Genomic DNA, 22,658 nt, shown 5'->3' with positions numbered 1-22,658 from the left:
GTGTTCCAGATCAAACTAACCGGATAAAAATTGCCCAACCCCTGTTTTCGGACATTACCCGACATTCATTCCCCGAAGTCATAGGCCGGCACGACGGGTGCGGTACTGCATCACACACCTGTAGTGAATTGCAGGTGTAAAACCGAGCCACAAATAAGTTTCCTACCCAGCTACCAACCAAAACCCCTACCACCGTCATCGCGAGCGAAGCGTGGCGATCCATGTTTACCCCCGGCTGGCCGATATTGTGCCAAACATGGATTGCTTCGGAGCTGAAACGCGCTCCTCGCAATGACGGTATAGTTTTTTTGGCTAAACCGAGCCGGAATACGTTCCCACTTCAGCCCCCCTCCGTCATCGCGAGCGCAGCGAAGCGATCCATGTTTAACCCCCGGCCAGCCGATAAAGTGCCAAACATGGGTGGCTTAGGATCTGGAAAACACTCCTCGCCATGACGGGACTGTTTTCTTGATCAAAAAAAAGCCGGGAACAAGTTCCCGGCTCTCGATTTACGACCTGCCTGGCTTACGCCGCAGGCAGGAAGTCGATTGGGTAGAGAATGGTCACCGGAGGCACACCATCTTTCGGTCCAAAGTTGAAACGCTTGACCCGGGAGATAACTTCGCTCGACAGGCTTGGCGAATCCATATTTGTCGACTCTACTGTGGCGAAGGAGACCGAGCCATCCGGTTCGATGGTCAGCTTCAGCACCATCTTGCCCTTGAGCAGCGGGTTGTTACGCAGCTCGCGGTTGTAGATGCGGTAGAGAGCAGCCTTGTAGCGGTCGAAGACAATCTGGATCTCTTCGTCGGTACGGGATGGACCCACACCGTCGCTGAGCGGCCGGTCGTCGGCGATCATGTCGGTACCAATGGCACTCTCCACTCGCGCAAACGATATACCTGTACCCATCTGCCCACCGGCAGCACCGCCAACACCCTTACTCAACTTGGCGTTGTTAATACCACCACTGCTGGCCGTGGCCTGGGACATCACCAGGTTACGACTGGCCTCACCCTTGGCCGAAGAGGCCTTGTTACGCAGGTTGGCAGTAGCCCCCATGCGCATGTCATCTTCGTCAGAGAGCAGGTCATTAAAGCTGTCCTTGAAGGCCAGCACCCCGGAAGTCTCGGCCTTCTTGCGAGCCTCAGCCTTCTCGGTAGGAGTCGGTTTGGGCTTCGGCTTATCCTTGGCCACCTTCTGTTCTTCTTTCTTCTCTTCTTCCTTGGGCTTCGGCTTGGGCTCAGGCGGCTTGGGCTTGGGCTTGTCCTTCTTGACGATCTCTACCAGGTACTCGGGTATCTCTACCTCTTCCGGCGGGATCTCAGGGATCTCCCAGAACAGAATCAGCAGGTTGAGCAGCAGCAGGAATACCAATACCCCGCCAAAAGACTTGCGCAGGCGATCCCGGTCCTCTTTGAAGGAGAGCCATGGCAGCAGCATTGGCCGCCCTTCTCTCTCTTCCTCTTCACGCTCGATAATATAGTCAGTAAGCGCACGCTCTTCCTGATGGGCGAGCTCATCCAATTCGTCGTGGAACAGCTCAATTTCGCCCTGCTCAGCAAAGATCTGGTTTTGCAGTTCGGATTTTTGCTGGTTGAGCGTATCCGTCTTCTGCTGGAAATCACCCACCAGCGTCTGCAACCTGGCGCGGTGCTTGTCCTTCGCCTCTTGCGGCGTGGTATTACCCCAGAACAGGTATCCCGCTTCCAGCTCATCCAGCTTATCGAGGGACACGCAAATATCGGACAGCACCTGAAACTGCTGCCCACTCTCCAGCAACCCGCTCAGCTCTCCGTCTCTGTCGCTGAGCTGCTGGTTCAGGCTTGCCAACCGCTCTTCGGCATCGTCAATCTGCCGTTCGAGCTGCAAGCGTCGTATATCGAAAGAAGTCGTCACGGGCTACACTAACCTTGCGAAGCTTTTTGGTTAACAGCGAGGGAAATCTTGGTATACCCCACGCTGGTACAGACGGACATCAGCGTCTTCAGCACATTAAAGGGCACTTTCTGGTGCGCCATAATCGTGACTTCGCTGTTCTTGGCGATGGCCTCTTCGTTCAGCCCCAGCGCACTATCCTTGATGGTTTGCAGCTTATCCTTCAGCGGCGTGTCTTTTTCCACACCCGCCTCCAGCACATCCTCAACACTCATCAACGGCTCGCCGGCAATAGTTATCAGGTTTTCGCTGACCATCACAACCAGTGTCTCTCGTGGCTTGGCCTCCGCTACGGAATCCGGCAGCACCACCTCCTTGGGTGGCTCCACAACCTGTACCGAAGACTGGTTAACCAGCAGGTAGAGCACCAGGATGGTAAACACATCCATCAATGAGGTCAGGTTGAGGCCCGGCGCTTTGTTGCGATGGGCCCGCTCCATTCGTTTTAATCGACGACTGTTCTTCATGGCGCATCGCCCAGTGAAATTTTAGGAAACAGGGGCACCCTGGTCAGTTCTGTCTGGGTCGGATCCTGTGCTGGAACCTCCGCCACCTTCACCGCATCCATAATGTGGATAACGTCTTCGTATTCGATATCCGCCTCCACCAGGATAACCGCATCGTCTTTTTCTTCGCCGTACTTATCTTTCAACGCCAACAGACGCTGGGACAACTCAGCAAAGTCGTGCTTGTCCTCTTCCGTCTTTTCGATGGTGTCGGTAATGCGCTCGCCGTTGGCAATTTCCAGCTTGTCCTTGCGCAGAATCACCTCGATCGTAATCAGTGGCTTGTCGGGCGCCTGGCCCCCGGCAGCCTGCTGCGGCAGGTTGAGTTCCTGGATGGTGATGCGGGAAAACACCGCAGTAATCAGCAGGAACGGGATCAACACCACCATCAGGTTCAGGAACGTGGTGACGTCGATATCCGCCGCATCCTTCTGACGCCGATGACTTCTTCTGGATCTCATGGTTACACCCAACCTGATTTAGAGTTAAGCGGCCTGAGCCAGCTCAGCGCGCTTGGCCTTACGGGAGATGATGTTCAGGGTACGAACAGAGATCATCTCCAGGCTGTCCACAACAGACCCGGCCTTGGAGTTCAGGAAAGAGTGAGTCAGCAGCAGTGGGATTGCAGTAATCAGACCAAATGCCGTGGTGTTCATCGCTACCGAGATACTGGCGGAGAGCAAGTCAGCTTTCTCGGCAGGGTTGGCATTGGCTACGGCGTTAAACGCGGCAATCAGACCCAGAATCGTACCCAGCAGCCCCAACAGGGTGGAGATGTTGGCGAACAGTGCTACGGAAGAGATACGCTTCTCCAGGGTCGGGATAAGACCCATCATCTCTTCTTCCATGGCGATTTCGATATCTTCGCGGCGACGCACAGTACCCTGCAGCGCCAGGCCGGCCTCCAGCAGACGGCTGACAGTGGATTTATCATTGGCGGCAATCTTGCGCGCTGCGTCGAAGTCACCCTTATTGAGCACCTCCTGTATACGCGTCCACGCAGATTTGTTGGCCAGTTCAATACGGGTCAACGTAATAAACCGCTCCACAGCGATTGCCAGACCGACTGCACCGACAATCATGATCGGATACATCCAGAAACCACCCTCAACAAAGAAGGCGACGATAGTGTTAATGAAGCCCATGCAAATTTCCCCTCACGCTCTTGCGTCAGATATTGGTTGAAAACAGACCGGTGTCGCACGGAGCAGAAACCACACCGGACCTTGAAAATCCTATTGCGAACTACGGATATCGAAGTAGTTAAGTTCGCGGTTAAAAACCTCTTTATCCAGAGGCCGCAGGGATCCATCCAGCAGACTTTTGGCAGTAAGCCCTGACTCAAATCCAATTTCCGAGCTTTTCCAGGGCACAATAAACAGAGACTTGGGGGCCTCATCGTTACCAACGATGGACATACCCGAAATCTCCTTCACTTCGTTCTTGCCTGCGCCGTCCTGCCCCAGCACCGGCGGCACCAGCAGCAGAAAAATCACACAAATAGACCAGATCCTGTACATTTGTCAGCCCTCCAGCTTACGCCGTAGTGTCGCCACCCACAGCTTGACGGTTTCATCTTCAGGATGAGCTTCGCTGTAGGCTTCATATTCACGAATAGCGCAGGGGGTATCGTTGAGATAGAGATCGCACAGAATCCCGAAATTCATGCGCGCCGGCATGTATTCGGGGTAGCGGGCTACAACTTTTTCGTACAGCTGCCGTGCCTCCTGGAAACGTCCCTGGCCACGGTAGAACAGCGCCATCTCGTTGAGCGCGACCGGATGGTTGGGATTAATAGCCAGGGCTTGCTGAAAGCTGGCCTCAGCCTGCTCGTTTTTGTCGAGACGACTATAGGCAATAGCAAGGTTGATATAGGGGGCGGAGTTGTTCGGGGTCTGCTTGGCCACCCTCTCCAGTATCGTGATGGCCTGCGTGTACTGCTCGACCTTCATCAACTCCACAGCCTGGGCGAACTCGCGGCGCACCGCCGCATCGATACTGCGGTTCTCGGTGAAATAGATACTGTCGTCTTGACCACTGCTGGCGGGTTTCTGCACACCGGGGGCACAGGCAACCAGCAGGCAAGGCAACAATAGCAGCGGCAGGCGCCGCAACCAGCGCCCGGCATTCAGCAGATTATCAGCTTCAGCCCTACTCACAGTCAGGTGCTCCCCAATGGATAATCGACCAATCCCGTACATTACATTCGCATCCATGCATTACATGGTTCTTCTTTTCTTTGCAGTCATTCTCGCTGACTGCGCCTTTTCAGTCTGTTAACACGCCGACAATTCGCTTAACACCAGCCCGCTGTGTTACAAAAACTTGATTCAGATCTCGTCGCCAAGGGAACTAAGAGGGTGCACAGCCGGTCACAGCACCTCGGTCGCGCCTGGCATTACCCCACCGGAACCCACCTCATTGGCTGCGGATTGAGCATCCGGAGCCACTTCAGGCTGTGCTGGCACCGCTTCACCTTCAGGCACCACAGGTTGCGGAGTCCTGATGATGTAGCGGAAATGGTCTATCGACTCCACCACCCCGGAGTGCTGCTCCTCGCGGGCATACATTGCCGGGAAGGTTTCAGCCAGCTTGCCAATACTCTTCTCGATCCACCCACTGTAGATACCGGCGTAGAGCAGCTCGACGTTCTTGCGGTGAACCGCAATGGCCTTTTCCTCAAACGGGTAGATCTGATCTTCCAGCGCCAGCTCGTACTCTTCCAGCTCGAGGTCGCTGAGATTGGTCGGCCGCTCGGATTTGGCCAGCGCCCGGCTGAAGTTGAAATAGATCTCGGCGGTGTAGAAGGTGGCCGCTGCAGTCACATCGGCCACTTCGTAATCCAGCAGCTTGCTGAAGGCGTTAAGCGCTTTCTTCATCAAAGCCTTTTTGTGCTCCAGGCTGGGCTTGATAGGCTGCACGATCTGGACTTCGGCAAACTGGTCGAAATAAGGCTGCGCCAGTACCAAAGATGCTTCCGCGGCCAGGTACTGGGTGCGGTCGGTACGGCTGGCACCCGCATCGCGATCAAGAGCAACAATGGTACGCAGCGTAGTAATGTGCTGCTTGCCCTGCCCTTCAGCCAGATAGACAGCAGCCATTTTGCTGTAGATTTCCAGGGCGTTTTCCAGCGGTGCCGGGAATGCCTTCACAAAAGTCTTGTAGGCTGCCAGCTGCTTTCCGGAACTGCCTGCCTCTTCATAGAGCTCTGCTGCCAGCAACAGGGAGCCGCGACGCACCTCCTCATCCTGGGACTCCCCGTAGATGCGCTCGTACTCGGCACCAGCCAACTCGGACTTGCCGTCAGATTTGTAGACGTAAGCCAGCTTCTTGGTGATCTCCGGCTGCAACTCGTGGCCTTTGAAACTTGAACGGAAGTTGAGCAGCACGCCGGTAGCCCGGGTCCAATCCTGCAGTTCTATCAGGGCAGTGGCACCATCAAACTCGGCGTTGGCGCGAATGGTGGAAGTCGGAGCCAGCACACCCACACGCAGGAAATGATCTGCGGCCACCTGATACTCGCCGGCCTGGTTGGCCAACTCGCCCTGCTTATAGATAGATGCGGCCAGGTTATCAAACAGGGCCGGACGTGATACATCGTTGGCTGGCGTCAGGGCCAGTACCTGCTGGTAGCCCTTCTCGGCTTCCGGATAGAGGGCCTGGTCGAAAGAACCGTGACCCACCACCAACCAGGCTGAGCGACGCAGGGCCACCTCCGCATCCGGGTATTGAGTGATCAGTTTCTGCGCGGTGGATACCGCCAGCGGGAAGTTCTGCATCTTGTAGAGGTCATCCGCTGCCGCACCCAGAACCACAGTGACCTTCTCATGCTCCGGATAACGATCGGCAAACATCAATGAGGTATCGACCACCTTCTGCTGGATCGGCGCCTGGCGCTCCACGGGGACAGACTTCAGGTATTCGCGATAGGCGTATACCGCCGCATAACCTGCGGCAGACGACTGGTCGTGCAATGGATAGTTATACGCGGTGTATTCGTAGGCTTCTGCCGCCTTGCCGAAGTCACGGTTCTCCATCATCAGGTCCGCCATCTGATAATGAATTGGCGGCGTGTCTTCACCCTGCGGGAAGGTAGACAGGTAACGGCGATACCACACCAGCGCCTCGGCGTAGTTGACCACTTTCTCCTTGGCAAAACGCTTGTCCTGGTAGAGCGCGTGATAGTGCCCCGCCAGGTCTTTCAGGTTGCCCTTGAGGAAATCCACCACTTCCGGGCGACTATCGATGTCGTTATGCAGCCAGTACTCCGTATCAAGAGCGTAGGTGTCCGCAAACTCTTTCTTGGTCTCGATCACCAGCTGGCCAAAGCGACCCTGGTGGTAGATCTCCACCATACGCATGGCGAAGTGCGGCGAGATTTCCGCAAACGGGTGACCATTGATAAAGGTCTTGTAGGAGCCGGCGGCATCAGCGTAGCGACGCTTGTCCAGATAGAACTCACCCAGATTGCTGTAGACCTTGTCTTCATAGTCCCGCGCACCGTTGCGGGTAAAGTACTCGGCCACCACTTCCGGTCCGCCAAGGTTAGAGAAGCCCAGGCTGATTACCCGGTAGGTATCATCCACCAGCTTGCTGTCGATAGGGTCCAGCTGCTGATCGAAGTCGTAGCCGATGGAGACCTTGTAATCCAACAGGGCGATAAACTGGTCCAGTGACTCCTCGAACAGGAACTGCTTGTAATAACTCCAACCCAGCTTGTAAAGGGCCAGCTCGTAGTAGTAGGAGTTCTCCCCCATCGCCACGATGCTTTTGTAGGCATCTTCCGCGTCGAAGTATTTTTTACGGGAGAAGAAGAACTCGGCGCGACGGAACTGCACCTCGTCCATATAGCGGGAGTCCGGGTAGGTAGTGATGAACTGGTTCATCACCCGCATGGCCTCTTCGATTTCACCCAACTCCTCGTAGGCGCGGGACATCTGGTACAGCACCTGGTCGTTGCGGTCGTAGAGCGGGTATTCAGCCAACAATTTCTTGTAGAGCGTGATCGCCTGACGGGCGTTGGCATTCTCCAGGTCACTGGCAGCGCCCGGGTGGTCACCCAGGCCCTGCTCTTCTTCGTGAGCCCTGGTCGCCACTTGACTGGCGCGATCTTCGAAGGCGCGGTCACTCTCGGAGCTTCCGCCACCAATGGCTGTGCCGGAAGCCATTACCGGCTCACGACGAGCCGGTTTTGCCGCTTCCGGCTTATCCAGTTGACGCCCTTCGCCAAGTTCCCCGGCGCCACCGGCAGCGGGCGCCGGCAGGTCATTCACGTAGCCGTACTCTTTCTCCAGCGACAGGTCGGCAATCCGGCGAATCGCCTCCGGTGTCATGGCGGATTCCGGAGTCTCCTTGAGGAATACCCGGTAGCTGTCCATGGCCTTGTCCAGGCCATCGGCAATGGTGGCATCTTCCAGTACCGGGCGAACATTTTTCAGTTCCGCCAGAGTACCCTGCTGCTGAACACCGGAGCAGGAAGCCAACAGCGCGGGCAATCCCAGCGCAGCAATGGTGCGGAGATACTTCATAGCACACCCCGATCTTCAGCTTTGGTTTCCGGTGCAGCCGATTGACTGGCCTCTGCCGGCGCCTTATCCGGTGAACCCATGGTGGCCCGGTCGTAGCTCTCGGCCAGCGCAAAGCGCGCCTTGACCTGCGCCACCTCCAGTTGCTGGCTGCGCTGCAGCAGCTCACTGATGGCCATTTTTTCAATCATGCGCCCCTGACGAAGCATAAGGGTCTCGACCGTCTTCATGGATTTTTCTGTCTTGTGGCGCAGCTGGGCAATGGTTTTGTCATAGCCTTCGTAACTCTGGGTCGCGGCCTGACGGGAACGGACAAACTGCTGATAGATGGCGTTCAGGCGTTCGATATCCTGGTCCAGTGCCGCCAGGTGTTCAAAGGTATCGGTCAGGCGCTGGTCGTACTCTGTGATCCAGATCCAGTTCAGGTGACCCTTCAATCGATCCACCCGCTTCTGGGTAGCCTCGTTGTTGTTGGCCGGGCTGCGCTCGAATTTGGTTACGGCGTTCATGCCCAAGCGTTCACTGGCGGTGGCCAGAAAGTCAGGGCGCGGGGAAACCAGCATGGATTGCAGGCGGGCGTGTATTCGATCCCGCTGCTCCAGGCGCAGGTTGATCAGCGAGTCCAGCTGACGGAATTTTTCGTCGATGGCAGGCAGCAGCGGCTCGTAGTAGCCACGACGCAGGGCGATGACCTCTTCGTAGGCACTGTAGTAACGATCCCACTCCTCCAGCTTTTTACGCAGCTGCTCCAGGTCAAAGTAATTCTGCAGCGAGGACTGGAAGTCGTGCGACGCCATCAGTTCCATCAGGTAGAAGGTTTCCGGGGTTTCCGGCAACTCCCGCAGGCGCACCACCCAATCCGGCACCTGGCGAATCTCTTCACGCACCAATGCCTCAAGGAACTTGCCGTCCTGGATGGATTTAACCGACTGATCCAGGCGATCCAGCTCCTGGTTCATCAGCTGCAGGGCGTGACCATATCCCAGCGCCGCCTTGCCATACAGGCCAAGCTTGCCGTAGGCGTAGGGAACGCCCAACAGGGCCTCCTGTACAGCGGGATCGGTGACATGACGCTTGCTGAGGATGGTCCAGGGCACCAGCGCCTGCTCATAATTCTCTGCCGTCGCGTTGGCCCACCCCAGCCCGCTAAGTGCCTTATTGGAGTAAAGTCCATCCAGGCGCACCCGCTCCAGGAACGGCACTGCGCCCTGGAAATCACCGGTGTCCATCAGACGGCTGCCCAGCAGCAAGTTGGCCTTGTCACGAATGGCGAGTACCGCCCGGTCGGAACTGCGTGCACGACCGAGCGACTCCAGTGTGGTTACCGCCTGTGTGGTTTCGTCCTGCGCCAGCTGGGACAAACCCAGGTTGTAGAGCGCATAACCTTCGTGCTCATCCGCCCCGGTCAGGGATTGGAAGATTTTCTCGGCCTCCTCAAAACGGCCGTTGACCATATAGATCTGGCCCTTGAGGTAGGTGATGTCGGTGGCCAGCCCCTTCGGCAGCGGACCTTCGATGCGCTCAATCGCGTGAAAGGCGTTGAGGTTCTGCTCTTTCTGGAAATAGAGCCGCGCCAGGCGGTAGATAGCTTCATTGCGCACTTCGGGGGCCACGTTGCCCTCGATCACCGCCTGAATAGCCCGTCCTGCCTTGCGATGCATGCGATAGGAGAGTTCGAAATCGCCCACCGAGAACTCGGCGTCGTTGACGTGATAGTGCAGCTTATCCAGCTCCCGCTCGTCAACACCGCGATGCAGTTTCAACTCGGTATCCAGACGGGAGATAGCCTCGAAGAATTCCTGCTGCTGGGCGTAGAACAGGGCCTCGCCAAAGAAGGCGTCGCGCTGGGGCTTGGGCTCCGCAGCTACCAGCTGCTGAGAACCCAGCAAACAGAAGAGTGCGCAAATCGCTGAGAGACGCATGGGCTACTGATCGGAAAACTGAATACTGTTGGAGCCCAGTGCCGATCCCAGCAAGCGGATTTCCACAATGCCGGGGCCGACGCCCTTACTGAAGGTGTAGCTGGCCACTTCGGTAAATTCATTACCCAGGCCGGTCAAACCCTTGAAGCCCACTTTGATGGAATGTTCCCCGGTACGCAGGTTGCCGGTGTAGATCCGCTGCAGCCCACCTTTTTGCAGCGCTTCCAGCTCCTTGAAGGAGTAGATGTGGTGCGCCACCGGATTTCCGTCTACCGCCACCTCAACCGCATCGACACGCAGGCTGTCAGCCCCTTCCAGCGCCACAAACAGGGAGACCTGGGTGTTGGAGGGATAGAGCAGCTTCTCTTCCAGCAGCTTCAGTTCGGTGGAGATAGCCAGCACATCCGCCTTGATGTCCTGCACCTGCTCATCCAAACCCTTGATCTGCTCTTTGGAAATCTCTTGCGCTGCGACAGGCAGTTGCAACAGACACGTGAGCACCAGCAGAGACCATTTGACCGCGATTTTCATAGAATGAAACGAACCCCCAAATGCAATAACTTTCCGGAAAATCGACAGCCGCCTTACCTGCAGGTACATGACCAACCGGAAAAATACTGTCTGTAAAGCAAAGTTTTGAATTGTTGTACTTTCAGTGAGCCCCAATGAATCTGTCAGCGGACAAGCATCTCACGGACAGACGAAGGGAGGATTACAGGAAGAAATTAGCAGAATCGCAGGACATAATGACAGGCAGCAGACAACAACTTTTTCTAAACAGTAACTCGTTCACACAGCCAATCGTACCTGCATCGCGCAGTTTGCGGAACCAGTTTTCCACGTCTGCCCGCGCCTTATGCAATTCGGATCAAGACTCATCAGGAAGAGTAAAAACCGTACAGGCAAAAACACCGAATCGCACCGACTTCGACCGCAACCTCCCCGCACTCAGGAGCAAAACTCTCCCCGGGCCAGCTTAAGCTCGATAAAAGCGTGACGCTTTTCCTCATAAGACTTCATCAACAGATTGAGTTTGCCGCGCCGATAAAGTTGACTGGGGCGCTCAGGTAAGCCAAACAACTTACCCTCACCCATCAGCCGGCTGGCAGTCTCATTCAATGACTTCCAATCCTTGCGATGTCGGGAAAACCAGCGCCGCTTGGGGTAGCGCAGATTAAACACTACCTGCACAACCTTGCCGTCACTGCGCAATACATCCATCCAGCCAACATGGCTCTTTTGCCAGTTGAAACTGTGGGTCTGCTGGGTGGGATCCCAGGGCAGGTTGGTGTACCTTAACCGGTTCTTCTCTTCCGGCCGCGCCTGCTTTTCACTCAACCAGGCGTCCATCTTTTGTTGCCGGTTGGCACCCACCGATTCGGCCACCAGAGTAAACAGGGAAACTGCGTCTGAGTCGGACATAAATTAGCAAAGATCAAAAAAGAAACTGACGCCACATGCTAATGGGGATGTCCCGGCAAAACCATAAGCCGGTAAGCCGTCGACCGAGAACCAATCCACACCTTCAGCAGACGGGGAGAATTACACAGAGTGAAACCGGCACCTATATTCCAACCAGAGATTGCTTTAGCGAAATTCGGAGAATCCGGTTATAAAATTTGACCGACATGACAAATGGCCGGTGACGACGTGAAAAGCCAAAAAGCCACAACCCGGGTCACCACCGGCGCACATCAAACAGCGCCCACTCGCCAGCGCTTCCCTTACGCACCAGCCCGAGCACGGCGGGCACAGAACGAACAGCACACCCACAGAGGTGCACCTGAATCCATTTAAGAAGCGAGACTGGAAGGCACCGGCCACAATGCCCGGCACGGGAGAGACAAATTCAAAGGCAGGACTGAGCGCGTCCGTCATACCCCCCCAAAAAAAAGGAGAAGCCCTGACAACAATACCGCACCGGAAACAAAAAGGTCGTGGCATTGCTGCTAAGCCCTTGTCGTATAAGGCGCATCCGGGAGGGCATCAGATCACGAGGCTAGCGACATACCGTTTCGCTGTGATCGTTGCGGCGAAACTCTGTGATTTGCGACCGGGAATCCGAACCGTTGTCACGGTGCGGGGCAAAAAAAAGGGCCCAGCATTTCTGCTGAGCCCTTCTCGTATATGGCGCATCCGGGAGGATTCGAACCTCCGACCGCTCGGTTCGTAGCCGAGTACTCTATCCAGCTGAGCTACGGATGCGTTGCTGTTGAGGCGCGTATAATAGGGATCGACCCATGATGAGTCAAGCCATTTGTTAGAAAAAAAACGGTAATTTTATCAGTCACTTAATCAGCGGCTGCGCGACGGGATCTGAACCAGGGCCAGGCCCTTTACGCCACTGTACAAGGTTTATCCAGCACGGCAATTTCCGCCCCTGAAAAGTGCTGGACAGCGGCAACATCCTTATTGATAATATTTCTCATTATCAAATGGAGATTGTTATGCGCCAGTCCCTATCCCCACAGCAGCGCCTGTCCTATACCCGCCACCCCGGCAGTGCACTGACCGAGTTTCGCAGCCATATGTCCGCTGGCCGCGACCATCACAACCGGCAACAGTTTGCCCTGGCGGCAAGGGAATTCAATCAGGCCCGGTTGATTACCCAACACCTGATCGATGTGGATCCCCTGCCCGGTTACCAGTGCTACCTGAAACTGAAAGTAGCCTCATGCCACAATCTGGCCGCAGCCTTCTCCGGCATGGGCAAGCTGCAACACGCTGAAGCGGTACTGCGGGAACTTCACCAGTCCCTGCTGAGCCTGTGCCGATCGGAACAGATTCCAAGATCACTGCGTACCCATGCTCTGGGAGCCCTGGACAATGCCCTGTTTGCTCTCACCAGCCTGTTGGGGCAACAAGGGAAGCTGTGTCAGCTGTTTAAGGTGATTGAAGAGACGGACCGGACCGCCGAGCAGGCGGCGCAGCAGATGATGCATTGAAGAAAGGGCCTACCCATGCTGCGCGTACTAGAGTGGAGTGAGCCTGAGCCGAGGGATTGATGCTTTTCGGCCTAGGGGCCGAAAATCACCCTGCGGGCGCCTGCGGCGTCTAAAACGCTGTGCGTTTTATCGAACCGAGGAATTTGTTAAATCTCTCCCGCTGCGCGGCTAATAAAAAAGGGCCTACCCCTGCCGCGCACGCTAGAGCGGAGTGAGTCCGAGCAGAGGGATTGATGCTTTTCAGCCTAGGGGCCGAAAATCACCCTGCGGGCGCCTGCGGCGTCTAAAACGCTGTGCGTTTTATCGAACCGAGGAATTTGTTAAATCTCTCCCGCTGCGCGGCTAATAAAAAAGGGCCTACCCCTGCCGCGCACGCTAGAGCGGAGTGAGTCCGAGCAGAGGGATTGATGCTTTTCAGCCTAGGGGCCGAAAATCACCCTGCGGGCGCCTGCGGCGTCTAAAACGCTGTGCGTTTTATCGAACCGAGGAATTTGTTAAATCTCTCCCGCTGCGCGGCTAATAAAAAAGGGCCTACCCCTGCGGGTAGGCCCTTTTTTATTAGATGGCGGAGAAGGAGGGATTCGAACCCTCGATACCGTTTCCGATATATACCCTTAGCAGGGGCACGCCTTCAGCCACTCGGCCACTTCTCCGGCGCTCATCGCATTCACTACAGTACTTGCGACGACGGAGCGGCATCATACCATATTCATTAAAGAATCAAAGACTTGGACGTAAATTTCTCATCATTGAAAAGACCCTCGTCCAGCCGCTGTCCGGGATGGTCATTTCTTCGCCACGAACAGCAATCCACAGGCACAAAAAAGCCCACTCGAAGTGGGCTTTTTTGCTGTCCGCAAGGAGCACTCGGCCTCTTAGCGGTTGCCGTTTGGCTCCTGATCTTCCTTTTCGCGTTGGATACGCTGGTAGATCTCTTCGCGGTGAACAGCGATTTCCTTGGGCGCGTTCACACCGATACGAACCTGGTTGCCCTTCACACCGAGAACGGTGACGGTGACGTCGTCGCCAACCATCAGGGTCTCGCCAATACGGCGGGTCAAAATTAACATTACTATCTCCTTAAAGCATCCTGTGAGTACAACGGACAATACCTTTAACCGCTGCCGGTTTCTTACCTTAGCCCTTACCGTCTGACTGACACGGTGTCGCAGTGTCTTTGTCTGAGACTAAGTATTGTCCAGCTTTTCTAAAATGAAAGATAAATGGCGCTTGAAGCCTCTTTTTCTTCACCCTTCCGCCCCCTTGCGGGTACGGACACGGACTCTGCTGACGCCTTATAGGTATCTTTGGATCACCCCAAATCGCTTATTTTGCGTCGAGCTCGAACGCCTTGTGCAGACTGCGCACAGCCAGTTCGAGGTAACGCTCGTCAATGATCACGGCTATCTTGATTTCAGAGGTGGTGATCATCTGGATATTGATATTGTCGGCCGCCAGGGCTTCGAACATCTTGGACGCCACGCCAGCGTGGGAACGCATACCCACACCAACGATAGACACCTTGCAAATCTTGCTGTCGGTCAGCACTTCGCGCGCACCCACTTCCGCAGACACTTTTTCCAACACACCCTGGGCTTTCTCCAGGTCGTTACGGTGCACGGTGAAAGTAATGTCGGTGGTGCCGTCGGCGCCCACGTTCTGCACGATCACATCTATCTCGATATTGGCAGCGCCGATGGGAGCAAGAATACGCGCAGCAACGCCGGGCATATCCGGCACACCGGCAACAGTAACTTTGGCTTCATCGCGGTTAAACGCGATACCGGAAACGACTGGTTGTTCCATATCGGAATAGTCCTCATCGAGGGTAATCAGGGTTCCAGGACCGTCCTGGAAGCTGTGCAATACACGCAGGGGTACGTTGTACTTGCCTGCAAATTCTACGGAGCGGATCTGCAGTACCTTGGATCCCTGGCTGGCCATTTCCAGCATCTCTTCAAAGGTGATGCGATCCAGGCGACGGGCACCTTCACAGACACGGGGATCTGTGGTGTAGACACCATCAACATCGGTATAGATCTGGCACTCATCCGCTTTCAGCGCTGCAGCCAGTGCCACACCGGTGGTGTCGGAACCGCCACGACCAAGCGTGGTGATGTTGCCGTTCTCGTCCACACCCTGGAATCCGGCCACAACCACCACGCGACCCGCTGCCAGGTCCGCACGCATGTTGCCTTCATCAATCTCCAGGATACGTGCTTTCATATGTGCGTTGTCGGTCAGGATACGAACCTGGCCGCCGGTGTAGGAGCGGGCATCACAACCCAGCTTTTTCAGCGCCATACACAGCAGCGCGATGGTCACCTGCTCGCCGGTGGAGACCAGCACATCCATCTCGCGGGGATCCGGATTGTCCTGAATGTCCTTGGCCAGAGCAATCAGGCGGTTGGTCTCACCGCTCATGGCGGAGACGACTACCACTACATCGTGGCCCTGTGCACGGAAACCGGACACCTTTTTGGCCACAGCCTCAATACGCTCGACGCTTCCGACCGAGGTACCGCCATACTTCTGTACAATTAAGCTCATTGGCAACCTGTGAGAATTTCAAACGCCCATGGGGGGCACTTTCAAAAGGGCGCCATTAAACACCAAAATGGCACAAAAGTTAACCATCTGGTAAGGCACCCTGTCCCTTTGCCGGCGCGGCCTGCGCACCGGCGAAAAATCAGCCCAGCTGCTCGCCTACCCAACCTGCAACGGTCGCCAGCGCACCCGACAGCGCACCGGTGTCGGTACCGGCACCCTTGGCTTTATCCGGCTTACCGCCACCCTTACCACCCACCAGCGGGGCGAAGTACTTGATCAGGTTGCCGGCCTGTACCTGGCCCTGCAGCTCATCGGCCACACAGGCGATAAGGTTGATCTTGCCGTCGGCCGGCGCAGCCAGCAGAACCACTGCCTTGCCCAGCTTGTCTTTCAGCTGCATGGCGGTACTCTCCAGCGACTTCATGTCAGCACCTTCGAGGGTTGCCGCCAGAACTTTCGCACCCTTCACCTCAACGGCCTCACTCACCAGGTCGCCACTGGCGGCACTGGCCAGCTTGCCTTTCAGCTGCTGCAGTTCTTTCTCCAGCTGGCGGTTCTGACTCAGCAGTTGCGCTACTTTCTCGGCCAGGTTATCCGGGCGCGCCTTGATCTGGCGGGCCACGTCCTGCACCAGCGCCTGGGTCTCATCGAACAGTTGCAGCGCTTTGGCACCGGTTACGGCTTCGATACGACGAACACCCGCCGCAACGCCAGACTCGGAAGTAATGCGCAGCTGGCCGATATCGCCGGTGCGCGCGGCGTGGGTACCACCGCAGAGTTCTACCGAGAAGCCATCGCCCATGGAGAGTACACGCACTTCATCACCGTACTTCTCGCCAAACAGCGCCATGGCGCCCTTGGTCTTGGCAGTCTCCATATCGCAGACTGCCGTTTCTACGGCGCTGTTGGCCAGGATCTGCTGGTTAACCATAGTCTCGATGGTTTTGAGCTGCTCCTGGGTGACGCCTTCAAAATGAGAGAAGTCAAAACGCAGGCGCTCGGAGTCCACCAGAGACCCTTTCTGGGTCACGTGGTTCCCCAGTACTTCACGCAGTGCCGCGTGCAGAAGGTGGGTTGCCGAGTGGTTGAGCGCGGTGGCCTGGCGCACGCCAGCGTCCACTTGTGCACTCAGCTTGTCGCCCACTTTCAGGCTGCCCTGCAGCACTTTGCCCTGATGCAGGTGGTGGCCACTCTGCTTCTGGCAATCAGCTACTTCGAATCGGCTGCTGGCACCGGTCAGGTAACCACTGTCTCCCACCTGGCCACCGGACTCGGCGTAGAACGGCGTTGCTGCCAGTACCACGCTGCCCTCGTCGCCTTCGTTCAGCTGCTCAACCCGCTCGCCATCTTTCAGCAGGGCCACAACTTCACACTCGTCCTGCAGACTGCTGTAGCCACTGAACTCAGTCTCGCCATCCAGGTTGAGGCTTGCGCTGTAGTCCACCTTGAAAGCGCCGGCAGCACGGGCACGGGCCCGCTGCTCGTCCATGGCAGCCTCATAGCCAGCCTCGTCCACTTTCAGCTCACGCTCGCGGGCGATATCAGCGGTCAGGTCCAGCGGGAAACCGTAAGTGTCATAGAGGGTGAAGAGCACATCGCCGGGAATGGTGTCGCCCTGCAGTCCGGCCAGCGCCTCTTCCAGCACCGCCATACCCTTGTCCAGGGTCTTCTCGAACTGCTGCTCTTCCGCCAGCAATACTTTCTCCACCTGAGCCTGCTGTTCCGCCAGCTCCGGGTAGGCCTCGCCCATCTCTTTCACCAGCGCTGCCACCAACTTATGGAAGAAGGGCTGCTTCTGGCCCAGCTTGTGGCCGTGGCGGATAGCGCGACGGATGATGCGGCGCAGCACGTAACCCCGCCCCTCGTTGGAGGGCAGCACGCCATCGGTAATCAGGAAGGAGCAGGAACGGATATGGTCGGCGATCACACGCAGTGACTTGTTCTCCATATCGCTGGTGCCGGTCTTTTCGGCGGCGTCCTTCAACAGCGCCTGGAACAGGTCGATCTCGTAGTTGGAGTGGACGTGCTGCATCACTGCGGCAATGCGCTCCAGACCCATACCGGTATCTACGGATGGCTTGGGCAGCGGCGCCATGGTGCCATCGGCACTGCGGTTAAACTGCATGAAGACCACGTTCCAGATCTCAATGAAGCGGTCACCATCCTCTTCGGGCGAGCCGGGAGGACCGCCCCAGATATCAGCGCCGTGATCGTAGAAAATCTCGGTACAGGGGCCGCAGGGGCCAGTATCGCCCATGGCCCAGAAGTTATCGGACTGGTAGCGGCCGCCCTTGTCGCCAATGCGGATAATACGTTCGGCGGGCACACCCACTTGATCTTTCCAGATGCCATAGGCTTCATCATCTTCGGCATAGACGGTAACGGTGAGCTTGTCGGCGGAGATGTTCAGCCACTCACTGGAGGTGAGGAATTCCCAGGCGTACTTGATGGCATCCTGCTTGAAATAGTCGCCGAAACTGAAGTTGCCCAGCATCTCGAAAAAGGTGTGGTGACGGGCGGTGTAACCCACGTTTTCCAGGTCATTGTGCTTGCCGCCAGCGCGCACACAGCGCTGGGAGCTGGTGGCACGGCTGTAGCTGCGCTTGTCGTCGCCCAGGAAAACGTCCTTGAACTGCACCATGCCAGCATTGGTGAACAACAGGGTGGGGTCATTGCCCGGCACCAGCGAACTGCTGGGGACAATCTCGTGACCTTTGCTCTCGAAAAACCGTAGGTAGGCGTCGCGTATTTCTGCGCTCTTCATATAGTCTCAATCCAATGGCTGACACAGGGAGGGATGCCCACGGGCGGGCCCTGACCCCGATTCAAAAGGGCTTAAGTATATAAGAAGCGCGGCAAAACACCGAGACCCGGGCAGATATTTTTATGGGTGGAGTGTCGATACGGCGGGGGCTGGCGGGTGGTTGATGATTGTGCTGGCGGAATGACTGGAGAACGGGCGGCGGCTGGATCTGCCCTGCCCCGCCCGGGGTCGCAGGCCGTGCCGGCCTGCGGCAGGGTCGATCAGAAGCCCAGCCCCTGCTCGGTATAGGTCTTGCCACCCAGGATATGCAGGTGCAGGTGAAATACCGTCTGGCCGGCTTCGGCACCGTTGTTGACGATCAACCGGAAGGCGTCGCCGATACCCTGCTCGCGGGCGATATCCCCGGCCTTGAGCATCAGGCGTCCCAACAGAGCCTGGTCCTCGGCACTGGCATCCACCAGACGGGGTATCGGCTTGCGGGGGATCAGCAGCAGGTGCACCGGGGCCTTGGGGGCAATGTCCCGGATACAGATGCAATCCTCATCCTCATAAATCTTGTCGGACGGGATTTCGCCATCCATTATGCGGGTAAAAATCGATACTTCGCTCATACTGCTGCCTCTGTTCAGGTACTGATCAGTGCGCCCGATGGGCCTCTTTTTCGGCTTCGCTCAGCTGACGAGCTTCCGATTCCAGCATCACCGGGATGCCATCACGCACCGGATAGGCCAAACCACTGGCCCAACAGACCAGTTCATCCTTCTCTTTAACGTACTCCACCGGAGCCTTGGTCACCGGGCAGACCAGCAAACCGAGCAGTTTTTTGTCAATCATGGCGCAACCTTTTTCAATGTTCTGCACGACGGGCAAGTCTAACCAGTCACCCGGCAATTGTCTTGTGCCGCTACTCTTTCGCCTTTGACCATACGGTATTCATGGGGGGTACCAGCACCTGCGGATCGACACGCTGGTCAAACCAGTTCATACGCCAGTCCAGGTGCGGACCGGTGGCCCGCCCCGAGGCCCCCACTTCAGCAATCGGCTCACCCTGCTTTACCTCCTGCCCCTCTTCCACCAGTACCTTGTGCAGATGGATAAAGGTGGATGAGAGCCCCTGGCCGTGATCCACGATCAGGGTGCCCCCGGAGTAGAACATATCCGGGTGTACCAGCGTGACAACACCACTGGCCGGCGCCACCACCACGGTGCCCGTGGGTCTGGCTACATCCACACCGTAGTGCGGCCGGCGCGGCTCACCGTTGTAATAACGCTGACTGCCGTATACACCGGTAATCGGTCCGGTCAGGGGCCAGACAAAGGTCTCCGCGAAGTCCTGCCGATCCAGAATTTTCGCCCGCGCCTTGCGGGTTAAGGCCGATTCCGCACGGATACGGGCCAGATGCTCTGCCGAGGGATTCACCGTGCGGGCAGGCACCCCTTCCACCCGCTGAATCTGGTACTCCCGTTTCTGCACAGGGTATTCGAACGCCTGGGTGGTGCCATCCTCGCGCCGCAGGGTCAGCCTGGCCACAGAACCAAAATCGCGATCCAGGCCAATGACGAATTGCCCCTTTGGGCTGACAGGCACATCATGCCCCTCGAAGCGCAGCTGGCTGCCAGGTTCAACCTGCCCCCGCAAGATACTGCCCTGCTCCCACGCCCCCTCGATCTGTGGTCCGGTGGTGGCGTCGGCCACGGTGGCATGAATACCAGTGAGAGAAAGGCAGAGGGAGACGAAAATTGGGGAGAGAAACTTCATCAGTAATACAACCCAGCAGTGACAGGCCAGCAACAGAGGAGCCCTGCTAGCAGAGCCCGGATGTCGCCGACAGTAGCAAAAGAGCCCAGCGCTTGCCAGCCACCCCACCGCCGGAATCACCGGGCAGTGAGGTGGTTATCACTCCTATACCGCGCCTGCCAGGGCGCCCCGACCGCTTAACTCACCTGCAGGTTGCTGTCATCCAGCAGCTGCTGGATGATCTGCTGATCCGACAAAGCCCCGAAGTCAACATTAGCCAACACCACGCTCTGGGTGTCCGTACCCGCACCGCTGCCATCGGCATCAATGGTGATAGTGGTGTTGGTACCATCGGAACTGAAATCCAGGTAGCTGTCGAGGGTGGCGGCATCAGCAGTCTCCCCCTGCAGCAGGTCGGCGAAATTCAGTACATCACCACCGACGCCAGTCTGGAAATCGGTAATAGTGTCAACGGCGCCGGCATCGGCCACCTGCCAGACGAACGTGTCGGAACCCTGGCCGCCGGACATGGTATCGCTGCCAATTCCCCCGTAGATCACATCCTCACCGTCACCACCCAGCAAAGTGTCGTTGCCGGCACCGCCGTACAACTGATCGTCACCACTGCCGCCGTCCATCCAGTCAGCGCTGTCGGTCCCGGTGAAGCTGCTGCTGGCAGAGCCACCAATTACGGTTTTGGCCGAGCTGGAACCGTCTACCACTGTGATTTCGACATTGGGACTGTAACCGGCAGCAAGAGGGGTGGCTGTGGTCAGGTAAATACCATCCCCGCCATCAGCTGCCAGAGTGCTCAAAACATCAGAGAAAGCTGAGAGATCGTACTTCCCATCAACTGCAGAAATCTCGGTATAACTACCGGTTGAGTCAACCACGGTCAGAGAAATGACATCCGCAGGCAAACCGCTTAGCAACAGCTCCCCAATACTCTCTGAAGTGCCGACGGTATCCTGAATGGCCGCATAGAGTTCAATGGGGTAAGTGTAAGTTGGATCACCTGTCTGGGATGCCTCGAAGCTCACGTACGAGATCTGATAGCCATCACCTGAAGTACTGAATGTATTCTGGGAATCGTTACCAAAACGTATCTCGGAGAGGTCTGAGCTGTAACTGAGCTGGACCACATCGTCAGCCTGACCACCATTTCCGAAGAGATCGCCATCGACCAGTGTTACAACCTTAACGTCAACTACATTGGTCATATCGACTGCGCTGTAATCGAGACTCCAGCTACCATCAGGACTCAGCGAGGCCTGAATGGTAACAGGCGCGGTACCATCAGAGAATGTGAATACGGCGGATATACGTACCGTTTCGGGCGAGGTGTAATCGACCGTCTCGTTTGGTTTCAGGCTGTCGATGTAAGCCAGAGAGGTAACCTGCCCCTCCAGAATCGTCGTGCCCGCCGAGGACGCTGTCTTGAGATCCTCAACGTCCATGATTGCCGTTATTACAGGCGTATCATCGGACACGTTCTTTAATCCCATGGCCACAAACTGTATCCCAACCGGGAACTTGATACTGACCTCTTCAGTCGCTTCGATAGCGTCATTATTACCGTCGGTTGCAGAGTCGACACCCAGGCCTGACCCATTGTTAAATGCGAAATTTCCGCCCGTAATAACGGACAGTGTTACGCCCTCTGGGAAGCCATAGTTCGCGCCGCTACCGAGATCAACATTACTTTCGATCTCAGGTCCGATATAAACTGAAGTATCTGTGCCCGGAATGGGATCAGCTACGGGATCAATAGTGATTGCCAGTGTATCGGTAGCCCCGGTATTGGTGGTATAGGTAACCACCGGCAGGTCACCGCTGTAATCCGGCTCAGGGACAAACTCGTAACTACCGTCAGCATTCAGCGTTAACGACCCAACACCAGCGATGACAGCGGTCTGGCCAGCATTGTAATTCTCATCACCGGCCACCCCGTCAACGTTTACCGAGAACCCTGTTACGGACAACGTATCATCTTCGTCGAAGTCATTGGCCAGCACTCCAGCTGCAATCCCTACAGTGAGTACCTCATCCTCAACACCTGTAGCAGAATCGGAAACAGTCACCGTCGCATCGTCCACCAGGGTTAGTTGCGGATCATCACTGTCGGAAGCTGAATTATTGGCGGCTCCACTGTCGTCGGTGACGGTCAAATCAACCGCTGGCAGGTCATTACCGGCATTGGCGTATGCCGCACCGGCGGCAGTCAGGATAACGGTGAGGGCTCCGGTATTGAGGAGGTACAATGCGTTTCCATTGGTATCCACCGGGCTAGAGCCACTGGTCCAGCTGACAGACAAGACATCACCATCCAGGTCATTGACCGAGTAGGTTGCGACAATCGCTCCCGCTGCTGTACTGGCTGCATCTTCAACAAAGTCGTTAGCTGTGACGGATATCGTTGGAGCCTCGTTCACCGCCGCCACGTCGAACGTGATGGTGTTGGCTGACACACTGTCGGTCGTACCGTCATTCACCGTAAAGCTGAAGTTAGCGTAGTCCGTGCCGTTCTCATCGGCAGCCGGCGTAAACATCAGGTTGGCAATGTCCGCCGCACTGATCTGGTCGTCCGTACTCACCGGGTTGCCATTCAGGGTTAGACTGCCCGCCGCCGGCAGGCTGGTGATGGTGATGTGATCAAGACTGTCGCCATCGACGTCACTAAAGCCGAAGTCCGCCGCACTGAAGGTATGGCTGCCGTCTTCGTACATACCAATAGTCTTGTCAGTGGCCGTCGGCGCATCGTTGCGACCCT

At 56.6% G+C, this 22,658-nt stretch carries 18 protein-coding genes and 2 tRNA genes; 1 reads left to right on the top strand and 19 read right to left on the bottom strand.

Features of this window, described 5'->3' with window-relative positions; all coding sequences use genetic code 11:
- Positions 1–525 precede the first annotated feature (525 nt).
- From GSF27_RS18040 to GSF27_RS00050, 11 genes are all read right to left on the bottom strand, one after another.
- Complete coding sequence (locus tag GSF27_RS18040) at positions 526–1,899, bottom strand: AgmX/PglI C-terminal domain-containing protein (protein ID WP_160964495.1); 1,374 nt, start codon at positions 1,897–1,899, stop codon at positions 526–528.
- Between the two features lie 8 nt (positions 1,900–1,907).
- On the bottom strand, positions 1,908–2,405 hold the full coding sequence (locus GSF27_RS00095; RefSeq protein ID WP_160964493.1) for a biopolymer transporter ExbD: 498 nt from the start codon (positions 2,403–2,405) through the stop codon (positions 1,908–1,910).
- Positions 2,402–2,905: a biopolymer transporter ExbD gene (locus GSF27_RS00090; protein ID WP_160964491.1), complete on the bottom strand. Its 504-nt coding sequence runs from the start codon at positions 2,903–2,905 to the stop codon at positions 2,402–2,404. Before GSF27_RS00090 ends, GSF27_RS00095 begins: the two co-directional genes overlap by 4 nt.
- Positions 2,906–2,929: 24 nt before the next feature.
- Positions 2,930–3,589: a MotA/TolQ/ExbB proton channel family protein gene (locus tag GSF27_RS00085; protein ID WP_160964489.1), complete on the bottom strand. Its 660-nt coding sequence runs from the start codon at positions 3,587–3,589 to the stop codon at positions 2,930–2,932.
- Positions 3,590–3,679: 90 nt separating this feature from the next.
- Complete coding sequence (locus GSF27_RS00080) at positions 3,680–3,940, bottom strand: hypothetical protein (RefSeq protein WP_370462538.1); 261 nt, start codon at positions 3,938–3,940, stop codon at positions 3,680–3,682.
- A gap of 27 nt (positions 3,941–3,967) precedes the next feature.
- The gene (locus GSF27_RS00075) at positions 3,968–4,603 is read right to left on the bottom strand and encodes a tetratricopeptide repeat protein (RefSeq protein ID WP_160964485.1); all 636 of its coding nucleotides are present in this window, start codon (positions 4,601–4,603) and stop codon (positions 3,968–3,970) included.
- Positions 4,604–4,816: 213 nt separating this feature from the next.
- Entirely contained in the window at positions 4,817–7,972 is a 3,156-nt protein-coding gene (locus GSF27_RS00070) for a tetratricopeptide repeat protein (RefSeq protein WP_160964483.1), read from the bottom strand.
- Positions 7,969–9,891, bottom strand: coding sequence for a lipopolysaccharide assembly protein LapB (locus GSF27_RS00065; protein ID WP_160964481.1), 1,923 nt, complete (start codon positions 9,889–9,891; stop codon positions 7,969–7,971). Before GSF27_RS00065 ends, GSF27_RS00070 begins: the two co-directional genes overlap by 4 nt.
- A gap of 3 nt (positions 9,892–9,894) precedes the next feature.
- Positions 9,895–10,422: a hypothetical protein gene (locus GSF27_RS00060; RefSeq protein WP_160964479.1), complete on the bottom strand. Its 528-nt coding sequence runs from the start codon at positions 10,420–10,422 to the stop codon at positions 9,895–9,897.
- 417 nt (positions 10,423–10,839) lie between these two features.
- Entirely contained in the window at positions 10,840–11,313 is a 474-nt protein-coding gene (locus GSF27_RS00055; RefSeq protein WP_160964477.1) for a hypothetical protein, read from the bottom strand.
- Between the two features lie 706 nt (positions 11,314–12,019).
- Positions 12,020–12,096, bottom strand: a tRNA-Arg gene (locus GSF27_RS00050).
- A 242-nt stretch (positions 12,097–12,338) separates the two neighbouring features.
- Here GSF27_RS00050 and GSF27_RS00045 point away from each other — a divergent pair.
- Positions 12,339–12,836: a hypothetical protein gene (locus GSF27_RS00045; RefSeq protein ID WP_160964475.1), complete on the top strand. Its 498-nt coding sequence runs from the start codon at positions 12,339–12,341 to the stop codon at positions 12,834–12,836.
- A 563-nt stretch (positions 12,837–13,399) separates the two neighbouring features.
- Here the strand turns inward: GSF27_RS00045 and GSF27_RS00040 are convergent.
- The 8 genes from GSF27_RS00040 to GSF27_RS00005 form a co-directional block, all read right to left on the bottom strand.
- Positions 13,400–13,489, bottom strand: a tRNA-Ser gene (locus GSF27_RS00040).
- Between the two features lie 222 nt (positions 13,490–13,711).
- Entirely contained in the window at positions 13,712–13,906 is a 195-nt protein-coding gene (gene csrA / locus GSF27_RS00035) for a carbon storage regulator CsrA (protein ID WP_160964473.1), read from the bottom strand.
- 256 nt (positions 13,907–14,162) lie between these two features.
- Positions 14,163–15,386 carry an aspartate kinase gene (locus GSF27_RS00030; RefSeq protein WP_160964471.1) on the bottom strand — a complete coding sequence of 408 codons (1,224 nt, stop codon included), beginning with the start codon at positions 15,384–15,386 and terminating at the stop codon, positions 14,163–14,165.
- 139 nt (positions 15,387–15,525) lie between these two features.
- A complete protein-coding gene (alaS, locus tag GSF27_RS00025) occupies positions 15,526–18,150 on the bottom strand; it encodes an alanine--tRNA ligase (RefSeq protein WP_160964469.1) in 2,625 nt (874 codons plus the stop codon).
- Between the two features lie 260 nt (positions 18,151–18,410).
- Positions 18,411–18,761 (bottom strand): histidine triad nucleotide-binding protein, encoded by a 351-nt coding sequence (locus GSF27_RS00020; RefSeq protein ID WP_160964467.1) that lies wholly within the window; start codon positions 18,759–18,761, stop codon positions 18,411–18,413.
- 25 nt (positions 18,762–18,786) lie between these two features.
- Positions 18,787–18,984: a Trm112 family protein gene (locus tag GSF27_RS00015; protein WP_160964465.1), complete on the bottom strand. Its 198-nt coding sequence runs from the start codon at positions 18,982–18,984 to the stop codon at positions 18,787–18,789.
- A 70-nt stretch (positions 18,985–19,054) separates the two neighbouring features.
- The gene (locus GSF27_RS00010; protein ID WP_160964463.1) at positions 19,055–19,909 is read right to left on the bottom strand and encodes a M23 family metallopeptidase; all 855 of its coding nucleotides are present in this window, start codon (positions 19,907–19,909) and stop codon (positions 19,055–19,057) included.
- Between the two features lie 176 nt (positions 19,910–20,085).
- On the bottom strand, positions 20,086–22,658 hold a 2,573-nt coding region (locus tag GSF27_RS00005; protein ID WP_160964461.1), incomplete at its 5' end, for a type I secretion C-terminal target domain-containing protein.

The sequence above is a fragment of the Pseudomaricurvus sp. HS19 genome, from assembly GCF_009857815.1.
In the GTDB taxonomy this organism is placed as follows: domain Bacteria; phylum Pseudomonadota; class Gammaproteobacteria; order Pseudomonadales; family Cellvibrionaceae; genus Pseudomaricurvus.
Note: the sequence above shows the minus strand (reverse complement) of the source record. Positions and strands in the feature narration are given on the sequence as shown.